15 protein-coding genes are annotated in these 18,640 nt (G+C 63.1%); 4 read left to right on the top strand and 11 right to left on the bottom strand.

Annotation, left to right across the window (positions count from 1 at the left end):
- Positions 1–45: 45 nt before the first annotated feature.
- The 5 genes from HWX91_RS16090 to HWX91_RS16070 all read right to left on the bottom strand — a co-directional run bounded on the left by HWX91_RS16090 (position 46) and on the right by HWX91_RS16070 (position 5,021).
- A complete protein-coding gene (locus HWX91_RS16090) occupies positions 46–747 on the bottom strand; it encodes an HAD family hydrolase (protein WP_028197988.1) in 702 nt (233 codons plus the stop codon).
- Positions 744–1,619, bottom strand: a complete 876-nt coding sequence (locus HWX91_RS16085; protein WP_028197989.1) for a carbohydrate ABC transporter permease — start codon at positions 1,617–1,619, stop codon at positions 744–746. The genes HWX91_RS16090 and HWX91_RS16085 overlap by 4 nt, the downstream gene beginning before the upstream one ends.
- Complete coding sequence (locus HWX91_RS16080; RefSeq protein ID WP_028197990.1) at positions 1,616–2,551, bottom strand: carbohydrate ABC transporter permease; 936 nt, start codon at positions 2,549–2,551, stop codon at positions 1,616–1,618. Before HWX91_RS16080 ends, HWX91_RS16085 begins: the two co-directional genes overlap by 4 nt.
- Before the next feature lie 253 nt (positions 2,552–2,804).
- Positions 2,805–4,127, bottom strand: coding sequence for an ABC transporter substrate-binding protein (locus HWX91_RS16075; protein WP_028197991.1), 1,323 nt, complete (start codon positions 4,125–4,127; stop codon positions 2,805–2,807).
- A 111-nt stretch (positions 4,128–4,238) separates the two neighbouring features.
- Positions 4,239–5,021: an L-iditol 2-dehydrogenase gene (locus HWX91_RS16070; RefSeq protein ID WP_028197992.1), complete on the bottom strand. Its 783-nt coding sequence runs from the start codon at positions 5,019–5,021 to the stop codon at positions 4,239–4,241.
- 435 nt (positions 5,022–5,456) lie between these two features.
- On the opposite strand from HWX91_RS16070, the gene HWX91_RS16065 reads away from it, so the two are divergent.
- Genes HWX91_RS16065 through HWX91_RS16055 form a run of 3 tightly spaced genes read left to right on the top strand, consistent with a single transcriptional unit; the run spans position 5,457 to position 8,174 of the window.
- Complete coding sequence (locus HWX91_RS16065) at positions 5,457–6,431, top strand: metal ABC transporter solute-binding protein (protein ID WP_028197993.1); 975 nt, start codon at positions 5,457–5,459, stop codon at positions 6,429–6,431.
- Positions 6,428–7,399 (top strand): ABC transporter ATP-binding protein, encoded by a 972-nt coding sequence (locus HWX91_RS16060; protein ID WP_028197994.1) that lies wholly within the window; start codon positions 6,428–6,430, stop codon positions 7,397–7,399. Before HWX91_RS16065 ends, HWX91_RS16060 begins: the two co-directional genes overlap by 4 nt.
- On the top strand, positions 7,392–8,174 hold the full coding sequence (locus HWX91_RS16055) for a metal ABC transporter permease (RefSeq protein ID WP_028197995.1): 783 nt from the start codon (positions 7,392–7,394) through the stop codon (positions 8,172–8,174). The genes HWX91_RS16060 and HWX91_RS16055 overlap by 8 nt, the downstream gene beginning before the upstream one ends.
- Here HWX91_RS16055 and fghA read toward each other — a convergent pair.
- The 4 genes from fghA to HWX91_RS16035 all read right to left on the bottom strand — a co-directional run bounded on the left by fghA (position 8,122) and on the right by HWX91_RS16035 (position 12,269).
- Positions 8,122–9,015, bottom strand: a complete 894-nt coding sequence (gene fghA / locus HWX91_RS16050) for an S-formylglutathione hydrolase (protein ID WP_042275722.1) — start codon at positions 9,013–9,015, stop codon at positions 8,122–8,124. The genes HWX91_RS16055 and fghA overlap by 53 nt on opposite strands.
- Before the next feature lie 15 nt (positions 9,016–9,030).
- On the bottom strand, positions 9,031–10,137 hold the full coding sequence (locus HWX91_RS16045) for an S-(hydroxymethyl)glutathione dehydrogenase/class III alcohol dehydrogenase (protein ID WP_028197996.1): 1,107 nt from the start codon (positions 10,135–10,137) through the stop codon (positions 9,031–9,033).
- A gap of 256 nt (positions 10,138–10,393) precedes the next feature.
- The gene (locus HWX91_RS16040) at positions 10,394–11,845 is read right to left on the bottom strand and encodes a xylulokinase (RefSeq protein WP_028197997.1); all 1,452 of its coding nucleotides are present in this window, start codon (positions 11,843–11,845) and stop codon (positions 10,394–10,396) included.
- 208 nt (positions 11,846–12,053) lie between these two features.
- Positions 12,054–12,269, bottom strand: coding sequence for a prephenate dehydrogenase (locus HWX91_RS16035; RefSeq protein WP_162181303.1), 216 nt, complete (start codon positions 12,267–12,269; stop codon positions 12,054–12,056).
- Position 12,270: 1 nt separating this feature from the next.
- On the opposite strand from HWX91_RS16035, the gene HWX91_RS16030 reads away from it, so the two are divergent.
- Positions 12,271–13,683, top strand: coding sequence for a nucleobase:cation symporter-2 family protein (locus HWX91_RS16030; protein WP_028197998.1), 1,413 nt, complete (start codon positions 12,271–12,273; stop codon positions 13,681–13,683).
- Positions 13,684–13,888: 205 nt separating this feature from the next.
- Here the strand turns inward: HWX91_RS16030 and HWX91_RS16025 are convergent, their stop codons facing one another.
- Both HWX91_RS16025 and HWX91_RS16020 read right to left on the bottom strand, forming a co-directional pair.
- Positions 13,889–15,406, bottom strand: coding sequence for an efflux transporter outer membrane subunit (locus tag HWX91_RS16025; RefSeq protein WP_028197999.1), 1,518 nt, complete (start codon positions 15,404–15,406; stop codon positions 13,889–13,891).
- Position 15,407: 1 nt separating this feature from the next.
- Positions 15,408–18,629 carry an efflux RND transporter permease subunit gene (locus tag HWX91_RS16020; protein ID WP_028198000.1) on the bottom strand — a complete coding sequence of 1,074 codons (3,222 nt, stop codon included), beginning with the start codon at positions 18,627–18,629 and terminating at the stop codon, positions 15,408–15,410.
- Positions 18,630–18,640: the final 11 nt, after the last annotated feature.

Here is an 18,640-nt window from a genome sequence, read left to right as displayed (position 1 = left end):
GTTTGTCCAGGGGCTGTGCCAGACGCGGCGCCAACGCAGCCGCGCTTACGGCGTCGCGGCCGTCGCGCTCAGCGTCCATTGCGCGACCAGTTCCGGCAACTGCAGCATGTCGTCGAAAACGTGGCGCGCGCCGGCCGCGTGCAATGCGTCGATCTGCGCGTCGCTCGCATGACCTCCGCCGATAAAACCCAGCACCGTCATGCCCGCCGCGCTCGCCGCCGTCACGCCCGTCACGCTGTCCTCCACCACGAGGCAGGCCGACGGCGCGAGGCCGAGACCTTGCGCGGCAGCGAGATAGACGTCCGGTGCGGGTTTCGGATTGGGCACCGCATCGGCGCAAAAAAGCCGATCGCCGAAGAACTTCACGAGACCCGTGCGCGCCAGCACGCTTTCCACATATGGCCGGAAACTATTGCTCGCGCAGGCCTTGGTGAGCGGCACCTGGGCCAGCGCGGTCTCGATTCCTGCAACTGTCGGCGCCTGCATCGCCGCCGCTTCCACCGCCCGGCGGATTGCCTCGACATCGCCAGCGCCGAGGCTCTTGTGCAGTTGCGCCGCCGTGCCTTGCAGCACCTTTTCGATGCGCAGGCCCAGCAGCGGCAGCACCACCGGTTCGACATCGGCATCAGGCCAGCGCGCTTCGAGTTCGTGCACCAGCATGCGCGCCGCCACGGCTTCGCTGTCGATCAGCACGCCGTCGCAATCGCAGATCAGCGCGAACTGGCTTCCATTCGTGCTTGCGGTCATTTGACCGCCCCGAACGTGAGGCCGCGCACCAGTTGCTTCTGCGACAGCCAGCCGACGATCAGGATCGGAGCGACCGCGAGCAGCGACGCGGCGGAAAGCTTCGCCCAGAACAAGCCTTCAGGACTCGAATACGACGCGATGAACACCGTCAGCGGCGCCGCGTTCGAACTCGACAGGTTGATGCTCCAGAACGCCTCGTTCCACGACAGGATCACCAGCAGCAGCGCGGTGGAGGCGAGCCCCGGCAGCGACATCGGCATCAGCAGATAGACGATTTCCTGCCAGGTCGCCGCACCGTCGATCCGCCCGGCTTCGAGAATGTCGCGCGGAATTTCAGCGAAGTACGTGAACGACATCCATACCGCGATCGGCAGATTGATCAGCGTGTAGACGATCACCAGACCCGACACGGTATCGAGCAGCCCGCTGTTCTTCCATAGCAGATAGATCGGCACCAGCACGCCGACCGACGGCATCATCTTGGTCGACAGCATCCACAGGAGCACTTTCTGCGTGCGGCGCGTCGGAAAGAAGGCCATCGCGTACGCGGCCGGCACGGCGAGCAGCAGACACAGCACCGTGACGCCCAACGAGATCAGGATCGAATTCCACGCGAACGCAAAGTAATTGCTGCGCGCGAACACTTCGCGGAAGCTATCGAGCGTCGGGACGAAAAACAGCGACGACGAATACGCCTGCTGCTCCGTTTTGAAGGCGGTGATCGTCATCCAGAAGATCGGGAAGAACAGCAGCAGCGCGACCAGCCAGGCGATCACGCCGGGAATGCCGCGGCGAATCGCGTCGAACGGCGACTTGGCCGGCACGGCAATGGACGTCGTGCTCGACGCCGGTGTAGAGGCAACGTGACTCATTTTTCGTACTCCCCTTTCAGGTTCTTCGCGAGCATCCGCACGAGGAAGAACGACACGATGTTAGCCAGCACCACAGCCAGAATGCCGCCCGCCGAAGCGAGACCGACGTCGAACTGTTGCAGACCGAGCGAATAGATCAGGTACGACAGATTGGTGGTCGCGGTGCCCGGACCGCCGCCCGTGGTCGTATAGATTTCGGCGAAGATCGACAGCAGGAAGATCGTCTCCATCATCACCACCACCGCGATCGCCCGTTTCAGGTGCGGCAGCGTGATGTAGAAAAACATCGAGAACGGACCCGCGCCGTCGATGCGCGCCGCTTCCTTCTGCTCCTGATCGAGCGACTGGATCGCGGTGAACAGGATCAGGAACGCGAACGGCAGCCATTGCCACGCAACGATCATGATCACCGCCGTCAACGGATAGTCGGCGAACCAGTCGATCGGCTGCCGGCCGATCGCGCGCATGCCCTGGGCGATCAAGCCATACACCGGATGCAGGATCATGTTCTTCCAGATCAGCGCGCTGACAGTCGGCATCACGAAGAACGGCGCGATCGCCAGCAGTCGTGCAACGCCTTGACCGTAAAACTTGCGGTCGAACAGGATCGCCATCAGCACGCCACCGACCACTGTAATCACCAGCACCGAGATAATCAGTTCGAGGGTGTGCCCGATCGACGGTCCGAATGACGGATCGGTGGCCAGATACTTGTAGTTGTCGAATCCGGCGAAGCCTTTGAGATCCGGATTCAGCAGGTTGTAGCGCGAGAACGAAAACCAGATCGTCATCGCCAGCGGAATAGCCATCCACAGCACGAGTACCGCGACCGAGGGCGATACCAGCCAGCGGGCGGAATTGGCTTTGCGGGTTTCGCGTTCTTTTTCTGTCTGGGGATGGGCATGCATGAGAGGTAGGCGCAGAGGACGCATGATTGACCACCTGTTCGGTAATGCGCGGGTTGTCCGGCAAAGACACCGCCTTAGCCGCGCTTTAGTCACATCACTCGCCGCGACGCCAGCCGATGTCGCGGCGCATGAATGACAATTGACCGGCATATAAGCGGCAACAAGTGCCGGGGACAGCCCGCTGTGCTGCGTGAGCCGGCTGACGGGCGTCAACCGGCGCGTTTCACGTTACGCGCGCCGGTACCTGGCTTCGGTACCGGGAGTGCAAAAGCGCGGCTTACTTCTGATAACCGGCCTGTTGCACGGCGCGATTCGCCGTGGCCTGGCCGGCTGCCAGTGCCTGATCGACCGTCATCTGACCGGCAACCGCGCCGGAGATGCTCTGACCGACCACCGTGCCGAACGACTGGAACTCAGGGATGCCGACGAACTGCACACCGGTGTAAGGCACCGGCTTGAGCGTCGGGTGATCCGGATCCGCCGTCTCGATTGCCTTCAGTACGAAGTCGCCGAACGGGGCTGCCTGCTTGTATTCAGGGCGCGCGTAGGTCGATTGACGCGTTCCCGGCGGCACCGATGCCCAGCCTTCATCCTTCGCAACCAGCTCGATGTACTGCTTCGAGGTAGCCCACGCGATGAACTTCTTCGCCGCGTCAGCCTGCTTCGACGACTTCGGAATAGCCAGCGCCCACGCCCACAGCCAGTGCGAACCCTTCGGGGTCACCTGGGTCGGCGCCGCCGCAAAGCCCACCTTGTCGGCGATCTGCGACTGCTGCTTGTTGTAGAGCATGCCGGCGGCCACCGTGGCGTCGATCCACATCGCGCATTTGCCCGAGGACATCAGCGTGAGGTTTTCGTTGAAGCCGTTCGAGCTCGCTCCCGGAGGGCCGTCTTTCTTCAACAGATCGACGTAGAAGCTGATGGCCTTCTTCCATTCCGGCGAAGTCAGTTGCGCCTGCCACTTTTCGTCGAACCAGCGACCGCCGAAGGTATTCACCACCGTCGTCGCGTACGCCATGTTTTCGCCCCAGCCGGCTTTGCCGCGCAGGCAGATGCCGTAGACGCCGTTGGCTTTGTCCGTCAGCTTGTCGGCGAACTGCGCGATCTGGTCGTAGGTCGGCTGATCGGGCATTTTCAGGCCCTTGGCCGCGAACAGATCCTTGCGGTAATACGTCATCGAACTTTCGACGTAAAACGGCAGCGCGTACAACTGGCCGCCGCTTGAGAGACCGTCGCGGGCCGTCTTCACGACGTCGTTCAGATCGTAATCGGCAGGCAGATTGGTGAGCGGCGTGAGCCAGCCGCGCTTGCCCCATTGCGGCGTTTCGTACGCGCCGATCGTCATCACGTCGAACTGGCCGCTGCCGGTCGTGATGTCGGTGGTGGCGCGTTGACGCAGCACGTTTTCTTCGAGAATCACCCAGTTGAGCTTGATGTCCGGATTGGCCTGCTCGAAAGCGGGCGAGAGCTTCTTCAGCTCGATCATGTCCGGATTGTTCAACGTGGCGATGGTCACCGTGGCCGCCGACGCGCTCAACGCAAAGCACGCCAGAGCACCGGCACTGAGCGCCTTCAGCGCGGATTGAGTAGCTGGTTTCATGTGTTGTCTCCTTTCTCGTACGTTATGTAGTGCTGCGTTTGTTCTACGAAAATGACGAAGGGTGAAGCGGGTTGGTCAAGCCGGCTCGGCTCATCCAGCGCTGCTGTCCGCTTAGCTCATCCAGTTCCCACCGTCCACGTTCAGGGTTTGCGCGGTGATGTAGTCGGCATCCGCCGACGCGAGAAACAGGGCAGCGCCGGTCAGATCGTCCGGCACACCCATTCGGCCGAGCGGCACCGCTTCACCGACCAGGCGTTTCTTCTCGCCGAGCGGCCGGTTTTCGTAGCGGGCGAAGAGCGCGTCGACCTCTTTCCACATCGGTGTATCGACGACGCCCGGCGCGATGCCGTTCACATTGATCTTATGCGGCGCAAGAGCCAAGGCGGCGGACTGCGTGTAGCTGAGCACGGCGGCTTTGGTCGCGCAGTAGTGCGATACCAGCGCCTCGCCGCGCCGGCCGGCTTGCGACGACATATTGATGATCTTGCCGCCATGGCCCTGCTCGACCATTTTCCGGGCGACGGTTTGCATCAGGAAGAACATGCCTTTCACGTTCACCGCGAAGAGGCGGTCGAAGACGTCCCAGGATTCGTCGAGGAGTGGGCGCATGTCGAAGAGCGCTGCATTGTTGAACAGGATATCGACGCGGCCGAAGCGCTCCAGTGTGCTCGCAAGAATGCGTTCGATGTCCTCGCGGCGCGTCACGTCGGCGCTGACGGTCAGCACGCGGTCGCCATATGCGGCGGCGAGCGCGTCGCCGAAACTGTCCGCCGGCTTCACATCGACCAGTACGCAATGCGCGCCTTCATCCAGATAGCGCCGGGCCACGGCTTCACCGATTCCGCTTGCCGCGCCCGTCAGAATGGCCACCTTGTCTTGCAATCGTGCCGCCACTGCCTGTCTCCGGTTCGTTTCGCTTCTTGAGGCGCGGTGAGCGAACGCTCGTTGCGCGAACAATTGCTCTGTTAGTGATCGAATGATCGGATACGGACCGGGTCATGTCAAGGCGCTCGATCAGATTTCGATGGTGCAGCGCGGCAGGCCTCCCCTACAAGCCTAATATGTCCGCGGCTAACCCACTGCGCGCCTCGTCCAGCATGCCTGCGGGACCGAAGAAGTGCAGACGGTAAGACAGCCTGTTGCCGACGCCGCTGCCAAAAAATTGAGATACGTTATATCATTTCGAACTCGCCCGACCTCCAGCCTTCGGCGTAGGCGCGGCCTCCGCATGCCGCGCCGGCGCATGCGCTCGAGCGAGTGCAAGAACACCGGGGCATACCGTCCCTTACGTTTGTCATTCATTCAACTCTCACGCAGCAGGAAACGACGATGAAGAAATTCGGCTCGATGTTCAACGGGGCGCGCCGCGCGCTGACGCTGTCGAAGACCGTGGCCATGGGTGCGACGGCCGCTGCTGCTTTCACGCTCAGCCATGCCGCGTTTGCGGCGGATGCGAAAATCCCGGTGGTGGCCGCAGAGAATTTTTACGGCGACGTCGTACAGCAACTAGGCGGCGACCGTGTCGATGTCACGAGCATCCTGAGCAATCCGGATCAGGACCCGCATCTGTTCGAAGCCAGCCCGAAGACGGCGCGCGCGCTGCAGCATGCAAGCCTTGTGGTCTACAACGGCGCCGACTACGATCCGTGGATGGCAAAATTGCTGGCCGCCTCGAAGAGCGCGAAGCGCACCACCATCGTCGCCGCGGACCTGGTCGGCAAGAAAGCCGGCGATAATCCGCACCTCTGGTACGACCCGGCGACCATGCCGAAAGTGGCGCGCGCGGTAAGCGAGGCGCTCGTCGCGGCTGACCCGGCGCACAAGTCGGCGTACGATGCGAACCTCGCGAAGTTTCTCGATTCGCTGAAGCCGATCGACGCCAAGGTCGCCGATCTGCATGGCCGCTACGCCGGCGTGCCGGTCACGGCGACCGAGCCGGTGTTCGGCTATATGTCGGATGCGATCGGCCTCTCGATGCGCAATTTGCGCTTCCAGATGGCGACGATGAACGACACTGAAGCAAGCGCGGCCGATATCGCCGCGTTCGAACGCGATCTGCGCGAAAAGCGCGTGCGCGTTCTGATCTATAACAGCCAGGCAACCGAGGCCCTGACCAAACGCATGTTGAAGCTCGCGCAGCAATCGAAGGTGCCGACCATGAGCGTCACCGAAACCGAACCGGCCGGCAAGACCTATCAGACGTGGATGCTGACGCAGCTTGACGCGCTCTCCACGGCGCTGGCTGCGGGCGATGCGAGTGCAGCGAATGCGGCGGCCACGGCGCCCAAAGGAAAAACCCAATGACCGAGACTGGCCGCGGCACGCCAGCTAATGCATCGAACAATGCATCAATCAGCGGACGCAGCACGGCGCCCGTGCTCGAACTCGAGCACGTGACGCTCGAACTCGGTGGCCGCACGATTCTGCGCGACACCGGCTTCGTGGTGAACCAGGGCGAATTCATCGGTGTGCTCGGGCCGAACGGCGCGGGCAAAACCACGCTGATGCGCGCCGTGCTCGGTCTCGTGCCGGCCGCGAGCGGCGCGATCCGCGTGCTGGGGCAGCCGGTCGAGCGCGGCAATGCGTCGATCGGCTATATGCCGCAGACACGCAGCGCGCTGGCCGGGCGCCGCGTACGCGGCCGCGACTTCGTGGCGATGGCCGCCGACGGACACCGCTGGGGCCTGCCCCATGCAGACAGCAAAACCCGCGCGGACGTCGAGCGGGTGCTGGATCTGGTGGGCGGCCGCCAGTTGGCCGAGCGGCCGTTGTCGGAATTGTCCGGCGGCGAGCGTCAGCGCTTGCTGCTCGCGCAATGTCTGCTTGGCAACCCCAAACTGCTGTTGCTCGACGAACCGCTGATCAGTCTCGATCCGCATCATCAGAAAAGCGTCGTCGAACTGGTGCGGCGTGTTCAGCAGGAACTCGGCATCGCCGTGCTGTTCTCGGCGCACGAACTGAATCCGCTTTTGCACGCGCTCGATCGCGTGCTGTATCTCGGTAGCGGCGTCGCCGCGCTCGGCACGGTCGACGAAGTCATTACGCGGCCGGTACTGTCGCGCCTCTACGGCTCGCCGATCGACGTGATGCGCGTGAACGGGCGCATCTTCGTGATGTCGGGCGACGTCGAAGTCGAAAAACACGACCACGAACACGAACACGACGAGAACGCCGGCCATAGCCATTCGCATTCGCACTCGCACGGCCATGGCCACGCACACGGCCACTCACACCAGCACGACTCACGCGACGGACACACGCACGATGTTTGAATACGATTTCATGGTGAACGCGTTCGCGGCGTCGGGGATCGTCGCGGTGCTGGCAGGCGTGGTGGGCTATTTTCTGGTGATGCGCGGGCAGACCTTCGCGGGCCACGCGCTCTCGCACGTCGGCTTCACGGGTGCGACCGGCGCGGTGCTGATCGGCATCTCGCCGATCTGGGGGATGATCGGCTTCACGCTCGCCGCGGGCATCGGCATGGGCGCGCTCGGTGAGCGGCTCGCCGGACGCGATGTGGCGATCGGCGTGATCCTGTCGCTGTCGCTAGGCTTCGGCTTGCTGTTCCTGCACTTCTTCACCGCGTACGCGACCCAGGTGACCGCGCTGCTGTTCGGCAATGTGCTCGGCGTGAATGCGTCGACGCTCGGCGTGCTGGCGGGCTTGGGTATTGTCAGTTTGCTGGCGCTTGCAGCGATCATGCGACCGTTGCTATTTGCTTCGCTGCAACCGGAATTGGCCGAAGCCAAGGGTGTGTCGCTGCGCAAGGTGTCGGTGCTGTTTCTGGCGATTGCCGCGCTGGCCGTTGCGGCGTGCACGCAGATTGTCGGCGTGCTGCTGGTCTTCACGCTGATGGTGGGACCGGCCGCCGCGGCGCAAAACATGACGACGCGGCTCTCGACCGGTCTCGTACTCGCCGCCGTGTTTGCGCTGATTCAGGCGTGGCTGGGTCTGACGCTGGCGTTCTATACCGATTGGCCGACGAGCTTCTGGATCACGGTGCTGTCGGCGGTGGTGTATGGCGGGAGTTTGTTGCGGCGGCGTTGAGCACCCTCGCGTGATGCGCGATGTGGTCTTCAATGAACGTAGAGATGAAGTAGTAGCCGTGGTCGTAGCCTGCGTGACGGCGCAATGTCAGCGGCTGCCCCGCGGCTTTGCAGGCCGCTTCGAACACATCCGGGTTCAACTGCTCGGCAAGGAACTGATCCGCCAGTCCCTGATCGACCAGAATCCCTTCCTTGAACTTGCGCGACGCGTGAGCGACGAGTTCGCTCGAGTCGTACTTGCGCCACTCTTCCCGGTCTTCACCCAGATATCCGCTGAACGCTTTCACGCCCCACGGGCACTGTGAAGGCGCCGCGATCGGCGCGAACGCCGACACCGAGCGGTAGATCTCCGGGTTGCGCAGCGCCAGCATCAACGCGCCATGACCGCCCATCGAATGCCCGAAAATGCCCAGACGCGCGCCGTCCACCGGCAGATTCGCGAGCACCGTTTCGCGCAATTCGTCGCGCACGTACGAGTACATCCGGTAATGTTTCGCCCACGGCTGCTGGGTCGCGTCGACGTAAAAGCCCGCACCCACGCCGAAGTCCCATGCTGCACTTTCGCCCGGCACGCCCGCACCGCGCGGACTGGTGTCCGGCGCGATCAGCGCGATACCGTGCTGCGCCGCGAAGCGCTGCGCGCCCGCCTTGACCGGAAAGGTTTCTTCCGTGCAGGTCAGGCCCGCGAGATAGAACAGCGCGGGCACATTCGCGTTGGCCTGCAAGGCCTGCGGCGGCAGATACACCGAGAAACGCATCGGCAGACCGACGGTCTGCGAGTCGTGACGATAGATGCGCTGCTCGCCGCCATGGCAGGCATGCGACGACAATAGTTCGAGCATGGCGAAACTCCCGCTTTAGTACAGCACGACCGAGCGGATCGACTCGCCCTTCTTCATCAGGTCGAAGCCCTCGTTGATGCGTTCGAGCGGCAGACGATGCGTGATCAGATCGTCGATATTGATCTTGCCTTCCATGTACCAGTCGACGATCTTCGGCACGTCCGTGCGCCCACGTGCGCCGCCGAACGCCGAGCCCTTCCACTCGCGGCCCGTCACCAGTTGGAACGGGCGCGTGCTGATTTCCTCGCCCGCCGCCGCCACGCCGATGATGAACGACTGGCCCCAGCCCTTGTGCGTACACTCCAGCGCCTGACGCATCACCTTGGTGTTGCCGATGCATTCGAACGAGTAGTCCGCGCCGCCATCGGTGAGCTGCACGATGTGATCGACCACGTTCTCCACTTCGTTCGGGTTGATGAAGTGGGTCATGCCGAATTTCTTCGCCAGTTCGACGCGTCCCGGATTGAGGTCGACGCCGATGATCTTGTCCGCGCCGACCATCTTCGCGCCCTGAATCACGTTCAGGCCGATGCCGCCCAGACCGAACACCACCACGTTCGCGCCCGCTTCGACCTTCGCCGAATACACGACCGCGCCCACGCCCGTCGTCACGCCGCAGCCGATGTAGCAGATCTTGTCGAACGGAGCGTCTTCACGCACCTTCGCCACCGCGATTTCCGGCACGACGATGTAGTTCGAAAACGTGGATGTGCCCATGTAGTGAAACAGCGGCTTGCCATCCAGCGAGAAGCGCGAGGTCGCGTCGGGCATCAACCCTTTGCCTTGCGTCGAACGGATCGCCTGGCAAAGATTGGTCTTGCGCGACAGACAGAATTTGCACTGGCGGCATTCCGGCGTGTAGAGCGGAATCACGTGGTCGCCCTTCTTCAGCGTGCCGACACCCGGACCGACATCGACGATCACGCCCGCGCCTTCGTGGCCGAGAATCGCCGGGAAAATGCCTTCCGGATCGGCGCCGGAAAGCGTGTAGTAATCGGTATGGCAGATCCCGGTGGCCTTCACTTCGATCAGGACTTCACCGGCGCGCGGGCCTTCCAGATCCACTTCCTCGATCGTCAACGGGGCGCCGGCTTTCCATGCGATTGCTGCTTTGGTCTTCATGGTGAATACTCCTGTAAGTCTGTGAATGGCTGGCGCGTCGCGCTGAAATATCGCGCGGCGCGCCGGTGTCGCGGGTCGCTTGCCGCAGGTTCGCCTGCAGCAGGTTCGCCTGCCGCAGCTAATTCTTGTGCCGAGCTATGAACGGACGACGCTGCTTTCGTCCGCCATCACGGGCCGGCCTACACCTTAGCGTGCAAAAGCCGTCATGGTATTGCAAAGTGCGTCGCGGCATTGTCCGTAGCTGACATCGCTGGGGTTATCGAAGCGGCCGTTCGCCGAACCAGGATTCGACGCGGCCATACAGATCCAGAAAGCGCGCATAACGTTCGGCAAGGGCCGCGTCGCCTTGCGGTCCGGCAACGCGCGTCGCGCCTGGGGCAAGTGCGGCGAGATCCCTCGCATGCCAATGCCCGCTCGCCAACCCACCGAGGATGGCCGCGCCACGTGGCGCCGCGTTGGGACAATCCACCGCGTAGAGTTCGACGTTCAGCGCATCGGCAAGCAACTGCCGCCAGCGCGCATCGACGGAACCGCCGCCCGCGAGTTTCAGGGCCGTCACCGTAGCGCCGCTCGCGCGGATCGCGTCGAGCCCGGCGCGCAACGAGAAGGCGACGCCTTCGAACGCGGCGCGCATCATCGTGCCGCGTGTGTGGTCGAGCGCGAGGCCGAGCCAACCGCCGCGTGCCGCCGGGTTGAGCCATGGAGTGCGCTCGCCGGTGAGATACGGCAGAAAGGTAAGGCCGGTTGCGGTCGTGGCGGGTGCGTTAGCGCCGGCCGCATCATCGAACGCGTCGCGATACGCATCGGCCCACTCGTACGACAGCCAGCCCCGTACGCGTTCGAGCGCGACGCCGACGTTTTGCATCGCCGCCATGCGATACCAGTGATCGCTCGCGGCGCGATAGCGATGCAGACCTCTCACGGCTGGCGGTGCGTGTTCGGCGAGCACGACGATTTGGCCACCGGTGCCGGTGGTGAGCAATGCGTCGCCATCGCTCGCGAGACCGCTGCCCAGAGCGGCACACGGCGTATCGGCCGCGCCGATCGCGAGCACGATGCCGGCGCGCAGGCCCAGCTCCTGTGCCGCTTCGCGCGACAGCGTGCCGCCCGCCGCATAGGAAGGTGCGAGCGGCGCAAACCATTCATGCGGCAACGCGAACCGGTCGAGCAGCGTCAGGTCCCATACGCCTGCCGGATCGGCAAGCGCGGTCGCACAGGCATCGGACGGATCGGTTGCGAGCACACCGCCCAGCGCGACGCGCAGCCAGTCTTTCGGTTGCAGCGCCCAACGCGTCCTGCGCGCGGCTTGCGGTTCGTTCTGCACGATCCAGCGCAGCAAAGGACCGGCCATGCCGGGCGCAACCGGATTCGGCTGCGGCTCGGGCCATTGATCGAGCAAACCCAATGCGCGCGTGTCGGGCCAGAGCATCGCGGGGCGCACTGCTTCGCCATTTGCGTCGATCAGAACCACGCCATGCATCTGTCCGGAGAAACCGATTGCCTGCACCTCGCGGCGCAAATCCTCAGGCAAACGCGCCGCCGCTTCGCGAAGCGCGCGCCACCAGGTGTGCACCGAAGTTTCGGCCCAGCCCGGATGCGGTGTTTCGAGTGCGTACGCGACACTCGCCGCAGCCAGTTCGCGGCCGCTTCTGTCGACGATTGCTACTTTGAGCGAGCCGGTGCCGAGGTCGATGCCAAGAAAACTCATGGGCGATAGAACGTCAATTTGAGCGTGGAGACAAGCACGCGAAAGATGTCTGGAACGGCATATTTTCAATCACCGCTGCGTCGGTTCGGAAGCGCACCCCGATGCACGCTGAAAACCGGAAATCGCGGGTTAACCCCGCCCTGTCGCGAGTTGTACAAAAACAGCACTATGCGTTGAGCGAGATACACCCCATTGATTCTCACACATATCACGTTGAGGCGAGCGCGCGCCGCGCATGAGCGCCCATCGCCACTGCATGGGCCTGACGGCCGATTTGTGCGGTGCGGTCATTTCTTTTTGCTTTCAAACGAGTCTCATGCATATCGTCACCGGGAATGCCGGAATAGGCCCCAGTGGTCTTGTTGCGCTTTTTCGTTCCGCATACCTTGGAGTCATCCCAAAACGAGATGGTGGAGAGAGACAAAATGCAATCGAACACGGTTCACCCGTGCGACGAGCGACTGCCCGCGGGCCAGTTGCTGACGCTCGGCATTCAGCACGTTTTGGTGATGTACGCAGGCGCAGTTGCGGTGCCGCTCATCATTGGCGCCGCGTTGAAGCTGCCGAAAGACCAGATCGCGTTCCTGATCAGCGCGGATCTGTTTTCCTGTGGCATCGCTACGCTGATTCAGACGCTCGGTCTGTGGATCTTCGGCATTCGTCTGCCGGTCATCATGGGTTGCACATTCGCCGCCGTCGGTCCGATGGTCGCGATCGGCACGAATCCCTCGCTCGGTATCCTCGATATCTTCGGCTCGACGATCGCGGCCGGCGTGATCGGCATCATCCTCGCGCCGGCGGTCGGCAAGCTATTGCGCTTCTTCCCGCCAGTGGTGATCGGCGTGGTGATCTCGGTGATCGGCCTCTCACTGATGGAAGTGGGCATCAACTGGGCAGCCGGCGGTGTCGGCAATCCTGATTACGGCAATCCGATCTACCTCGGCCTGTCGCTGGTCGTGCTGATGCTGATTCTGCTGATCAACAAGTTCGCCAAGGGCTTCATGGCGAATATCTCCGTGCTGCTCGGTATCGTCGCGGGTTTCGTGATCGCGCTGGCACTTGGCCGCGTCAACATGGACGGCGTCACGCACGCACCGTGGGTCGGCTTCGTGATGCCGTTCCACTTCGGCCTGCCGCATTTCGATCCCCTCGCCATCGCGACCATGGTCACCGTGATGTTCGTGACCTTCATCGAGTCGACCGGCATGTTCCTCGCGGTCGGCGATATGGTGGATCGTCCGGTGGATCAGAAGACGCTGGTGCGCGGTCTGCGCGTGGATGGTCTGGGTACGCTGATCGGCGGCATCTTCAACTCGTTTCCGCATACCTCGTTCTCGCAGAACGTCGGCCTGATCGGCGTGACCGGCGTGAAGAGCCGCTTTGTCTGCGCGATGGGCGGCGTGATCCTGGTGTTGCTGGGTCTGTTCCCGAAGATGGCGCAGGTGGTTGCTTCGGTGCCGGCCTTCGTGCTGGGCGGCGCGGGCATCGTGATGTTCGGCATGGTCGCGGCAAACGGCATCAAGGTACTGGCCAAGGTCGACTTCGTGAAGAACCACCACAACCTGTTCATCGTCGCGGTCAGTATCGGCATGGGTCTGGTGCCGGTGGTGTCGCCGCAATTCTTTTCGAAGCTGCCGCCGGCGCTGTCGCCGCTGCTGCATAGCGGGATCTTGCTGGCGTCGGTGTCGGCGGTCGTGCTGAACCTGATCTTCAACGGTGTGAAGAGCGAGAAGAAAGCACAGTGCGAAATTCGCCGGGCCGGACATGATTTCGACGGGCGCGGCGGCAATGAACCGTCCGCGGGCGACGAACTGCTGCGCGCCGCGGATGCGCATTGAGCGTCTAGCTGGAACCGGCGCTGTGCGACATAGATCGCGCTGAGCGCCGGGGCGCCGGGGCGCCGGGCCAAATTAGGTTCGATCCAGGCATCAATAAAAAAGCCACGGCATGCCGTGGCTTTTTTTTATCACCAGTTGCGCAAGACGGCTTTTCCGATAGAACCGAAAGCCGCCCTGCGCGCCTGCTATTGCAAGACGACCAACCTCAACCCGCGGTCGCTGCCGAAGCGGCCACCGGCGCGCTCGCCGCACCGTAATCGACCGGTGCATCGGCCGGACGCGGCTGATCGCCGGCCCGTTCGATCCAGCCGCCGCCGAGTGCCTGGTACAGCGTGACCAGGTTCTGCAGACGCTGCATGCGCGCGGTCACCAGCAACTGCTGCGCCGAATACAGATCGGTCTGCGCGGTCAGCACCGACAGATAGCTGTCGACGCCGTTCTTATAACGCAGGTCCGACAGATCCAGCCGGCGCTGTTCGGCAAAAGCATTACGTTCCAGGGACTTGATCTGCTGGTCGTACGTGCCGCGCGCCGCCAGTGCGTCCGCCACTTCGCGGAAGGCCGTCTGGATCGCCTTTTCATATGTCGCGATCTGGATGTTCTTCTGTACGGTGGCGAGATCGAGATTGGCCTTGTTCTGGCCGCCTTCGAAGATCGGCAACGTGATCGACGGCGCGAAGCTCCATGCCGCCGAACCCGGCTTGAACAGACCGCCGAGCGACGGGCTCAGCGTGCCGAAGCTGCCGGTCAGCGAGACCTTCGGGAAGAACGCCGCGCGCGCCGCGCCGATGTTGGCGTTGGCCGCAAGCAGGTTCTCTTCGGCCTCCATGATGTCCGGACGACGCGTCAGCAGATCGGAGGGCAAGCCCGCCGGAATATCCGTCAGGAGATTCTGGCTATCCAGCGGCATGCCCGGCGGCAGGTCATCCGGCAACGGCTCGCCGAGCAGCAGCACGAGCGCGTTATCCGCCTGTGCCCGCAGACGCGCCTGCGACTGCAGGTTCGCCTGCGCCTGCTCGACCACCGTTTCCGACTGGCGCAGATCCAGTTCCGAACCCGTGCCGTTGTCGAACTGCAGCTTGGCGATCCGGTACGACTCCTGCGCGGTCTTCAGCGTGTTCTGCGTGACCTTCAGCAGATCGTCCAGTTCGAGCACCGTCATGTACTGGTTGGCCACTTGCGAGACCAGCGCGATTTCCGCCGCCTTGCGCGCCTGTGCGGTGGCCAGGTACTGCGCCAACGCCTGATCCTTCAGGCTTTGAATCCGCCCGAAGAAATCGATTTCCCACGAAGCGTTCAGGCCGACCGAATAGCTGTTGCTGATCGTCTGCCCGTTGAAGGAGAGATCCTTAGGCGTGCGCTGTTTGCTTTGCGACGCCGCTGCGTCGAGCGTCGGGAACAGCGCCGCGCGGGCAATCTGGTACTGCGCCTGCGATGCCTGGATATTCAGCACCGACACGCGCAGATCGCGGTTGTTCTTCAGCGCGATTTCGATCAGCCGCTGCAAACGCGCATCGACGAAGAAATCGCGCCAGCCGATATCGGCCGCCGCCTGGCCATTCGCGGTGCGCGCGGCGCCCGCCGCGCCCGGTTGCGTGTCGTACACGCCGCCGGTCGGGAAGGTCGCCGTCACGGGTTCGGCGGGGCGATGGTACTTCGGCGCCATCGTGCACCCCGCGGCGAACAACGCAACCGCCACTGCAATCAAAGAGTGTTTTTGCATCTCAATGTCCGTCCTTGCCCGAGCCTGCATCCGTCGACCCGCCAGCCGAACCGCCACCCTGGTCGTCATGCGGATGGTGCTGGTTGTAGTGTGCGAGCGCCTCATCCGGGTCTTCTGTCTCACCGCCGAACTTCGCGCGGATCACGACGAAGAACATCGGGATCATGAAAATCGCGAGGAACGTCGCCGTCAACATCCCGCCGATCACGCCGGTACCGATTGCGTGCTGGCTGGCCGAGCCCGCGCCGTTACTGATCGCGAGCGGCATCACGCCGAGAATGAAGGCGAGCGAGGTCATCAGAATCGGACGCAACCGCAGACGCGCCGCCTCAAGCGCGGCCTCGACCGGCCCCATGCCCTGACCCTGCTGCAGCTCGCGAGCGAATTCCACAATCAGAATCGCGTTCTTCGCCGACAGCCCCACCGTGGTCAACAGACCCACCTGGAAGAACACGTCGTTCTCGAGCCCGCGCAGCGTAGCGGCCAGCAGTGCGCCGATCACGCCGAGCGGCACCACCATGATCACCGAGAACGGGATCGACCAGCTTTCATACAGCGCCGCGAGACACAGGAACACCACCAGGATCGAGATGCCGTACAGAATCGGCGCCTGCGAACCGGACTGGCGTTCCTGCAACGACAGGCCCGTCCATTCGTAGCCGATACCCGCCGGCAGCTTCGCCACGAGTGCTTCCATCGCCGTCATGGCCTGACCGGTCGACTTGCCCGGTGCAGCCGCGCCCTGGATTTCCACCGCCGAGATACCGTTGTAGCGTTCGAGCTTCGGCGAACCGTAGGTCCACGAACCGCTCGCGAACGACGAGAACGGCACCATGGTGCCCGCCGAATTGCGCACGTACCAGGCGTTCAGGTCTTCCGGGTTCATCCGGAACGGGGCGTCGCCCTGCAGATACACCTTCTTGATCCGGCCGTCGGTATCGAGGAAGTTGTTCACGTACTGCGATGCCCATGCGATCGAGAACGTCTGGTCGATCGCCGACAGCGACACGCCGAGCGCGGCAGCCTTCTCGTGATCGATATCCACCTTGAACTGCGGCGTATCGTTCAGGCCGTTCGGACGCACCTGAGCCAGCGTCGGATCTTTCGCGGCCATGCCGAGCAGCATGTTGCGAGCTTGCATCAGCTTCTCGTGGCCGACGCCCGCGCGATCCTGCAACTCGAAGTCGAAGCCGGCAGCCGTGCCGAGTTCAGGAATCGACGGTGGATTGACCGGATACACCAGCGCGTTCTTGTAGCCCGCGAAGTGCATGAAGAGGCGGCCAACCAGCGCCTGCACCTTCTGATCCGAATGCTGACGCTCCGCGTAGTCCTTCATCCGCACGAACACGAGACCCGCGTTCTGACCGCGGCCGGCGAAGCTGAAGCCGTTCACGGTAAAGGTCGATTCGACGATGCTCTTTTCGCTGTTGAGCAGGTAGTCGGAGACGTCCTTCAGCGCATGCGCCGTGGTTTCCTGCGTCGAGCCGGACGGCGTTTGCACCAGCACGAACATCGTGCCCTGGTCTTCATCAGGCAGGAACGATTTCGGCAACTTCACGAACAGCAGGCCGACCGCGAGAATCACCACCATATAGATGATGAGCCAGCGGCCCGAGCGCTTGATCACGTGGTGCACGCCGCTGTGGTACTTGTCGCGGCTCGACTCGAACGTGCGGTTGAACCAGCCGAAGAAGCCCTTCTTGACCTCGTGATGGCCCTTCGGAATCGGCTTGAGAATCGTCGCGCACAATGCCGGCGTCAGAATCAACGCGACCAGCACGGACAGCACCATGGCGGCCACGATCGTCAGCGAGAACTGCCGGTAAATAGCGCCGACCGAACCGCCCGAAAACGCCACGGGCACGAACACCGCCGACAGCACGAGCGCCACGCCGACCAGCGCGCCGGTAATCTGGTCCATCGCTTTGCGGGTCGCCTCTCGAGGCGACAAGCCCTCCTCCGCCATCACCCGCTCGACGTTTTCCACCACCACGATCGCATCGTCCACCAGCAAGCCGATCGCCAGCACGAGCCCGAACATGGACAGCGTGTTGATCGAGAAGCCCACCAGCCCCATGATCGCGAACGTGCCCAGCAGCACCACCGGCACGGCGATCGTCGGGATCAGCGTGGCGCGCAGGTTCTGCAGGAACAGGTACATGACCAGGAACACCAGCACGATACCTTCGAGCAGCGTCTTGACCACTTCTTCGATCGACAGGCGCACGAACGGCGTGGTGTCGTACGGATACTTCACGACGAGACCGTGCGGGAAGTACTTCGACAGTTCGTCGATCTTCGCGCGCACTGCCTTGGCCGTTGCCAGCGCGTTAGCACCGGTGGCGAGCTGAATACCGAAACCGGCCGTAGGCTGACCGTTGTACTTGGTGTCGAAGTTGTAGTTTTCGCCACCGAGCTCGATCCGCCCCACGTCCTTGATACGGACCCGCGACCCATCGGGGTTCACCTTCAGCAGCACGTTGCCGAACTGTTCAGGCGTATTGAGCAGCGTGGCTTCCGTGATGGTTGCCTGCAGCACCTGCCCCGGCACCGACGGCGTGCCGCCGAGCGAGCCGCCCGCGACCTGAACGTTTTGCGCCTGCAAGGCCGTCTGCACATCCACCGGCGTCAGGCCGAAGTTGGTCAGCTTGTTCGCATCCAGCCAGATCCGCATCGCGTACTGCGAGCCGAACAGCGTCACCGTACCCACGCCGTCGATCCGGCTGACCGGGTCTTCGACGTTCGACGCGACGTAGTTCGCCAGGTCGTACTTGCTCATGCTGCCGTCTTCGGACACGAACGCCATCACCAGCAAGAAGCTGCTGCTCGACTTCGTGACCTTGGTGCCCAACTGTTGCACGGCTTGCGGCAACAGCGGCGTGGCGAGCTGCAGCTTGTTCTGCACCTGCACCTGCGCAATGTCAGGATTGGTGCCGGCCGCGAACGTCAGCGTGATGGTCGCCGTACCGGAGTCGTCCGACGTGGACGACAGATACAGCAAGTGGTCGAGACCACTCATCTGTTGCTCGATCACCTGCGTGACGGTGTTTTCCACCGTCTTCGCCGAGGCGCCCGGGTACGTTGCGCTGATCTGCACGGCCGGCGGCGCGATGGTCGGGTACTGGGCGATCGGCAATGTAAACACCGACGCGATACCCGCGAGCATCAGAATAATGGCGATCACCCATGCAAAAATCGGGCGATCAATAAAGAACTTTGCCATGTGGCGGGCTC

The organism is Paraburkholderia fungorum, from assembly GCF_902833645.1.
Classification (GTDB): Bacteria; Pseudomonadota; Gammaproteobacteria; order Burkholderiales; family Burkholderiaceae; genus Paraburkholderia; species Paraburkholderia fungorum.
The sequence above is the reverse complement of the archived record's forward strand: the minus strand, read 5'-3'. Positions and strand labels throughout refer to the sequence as shown.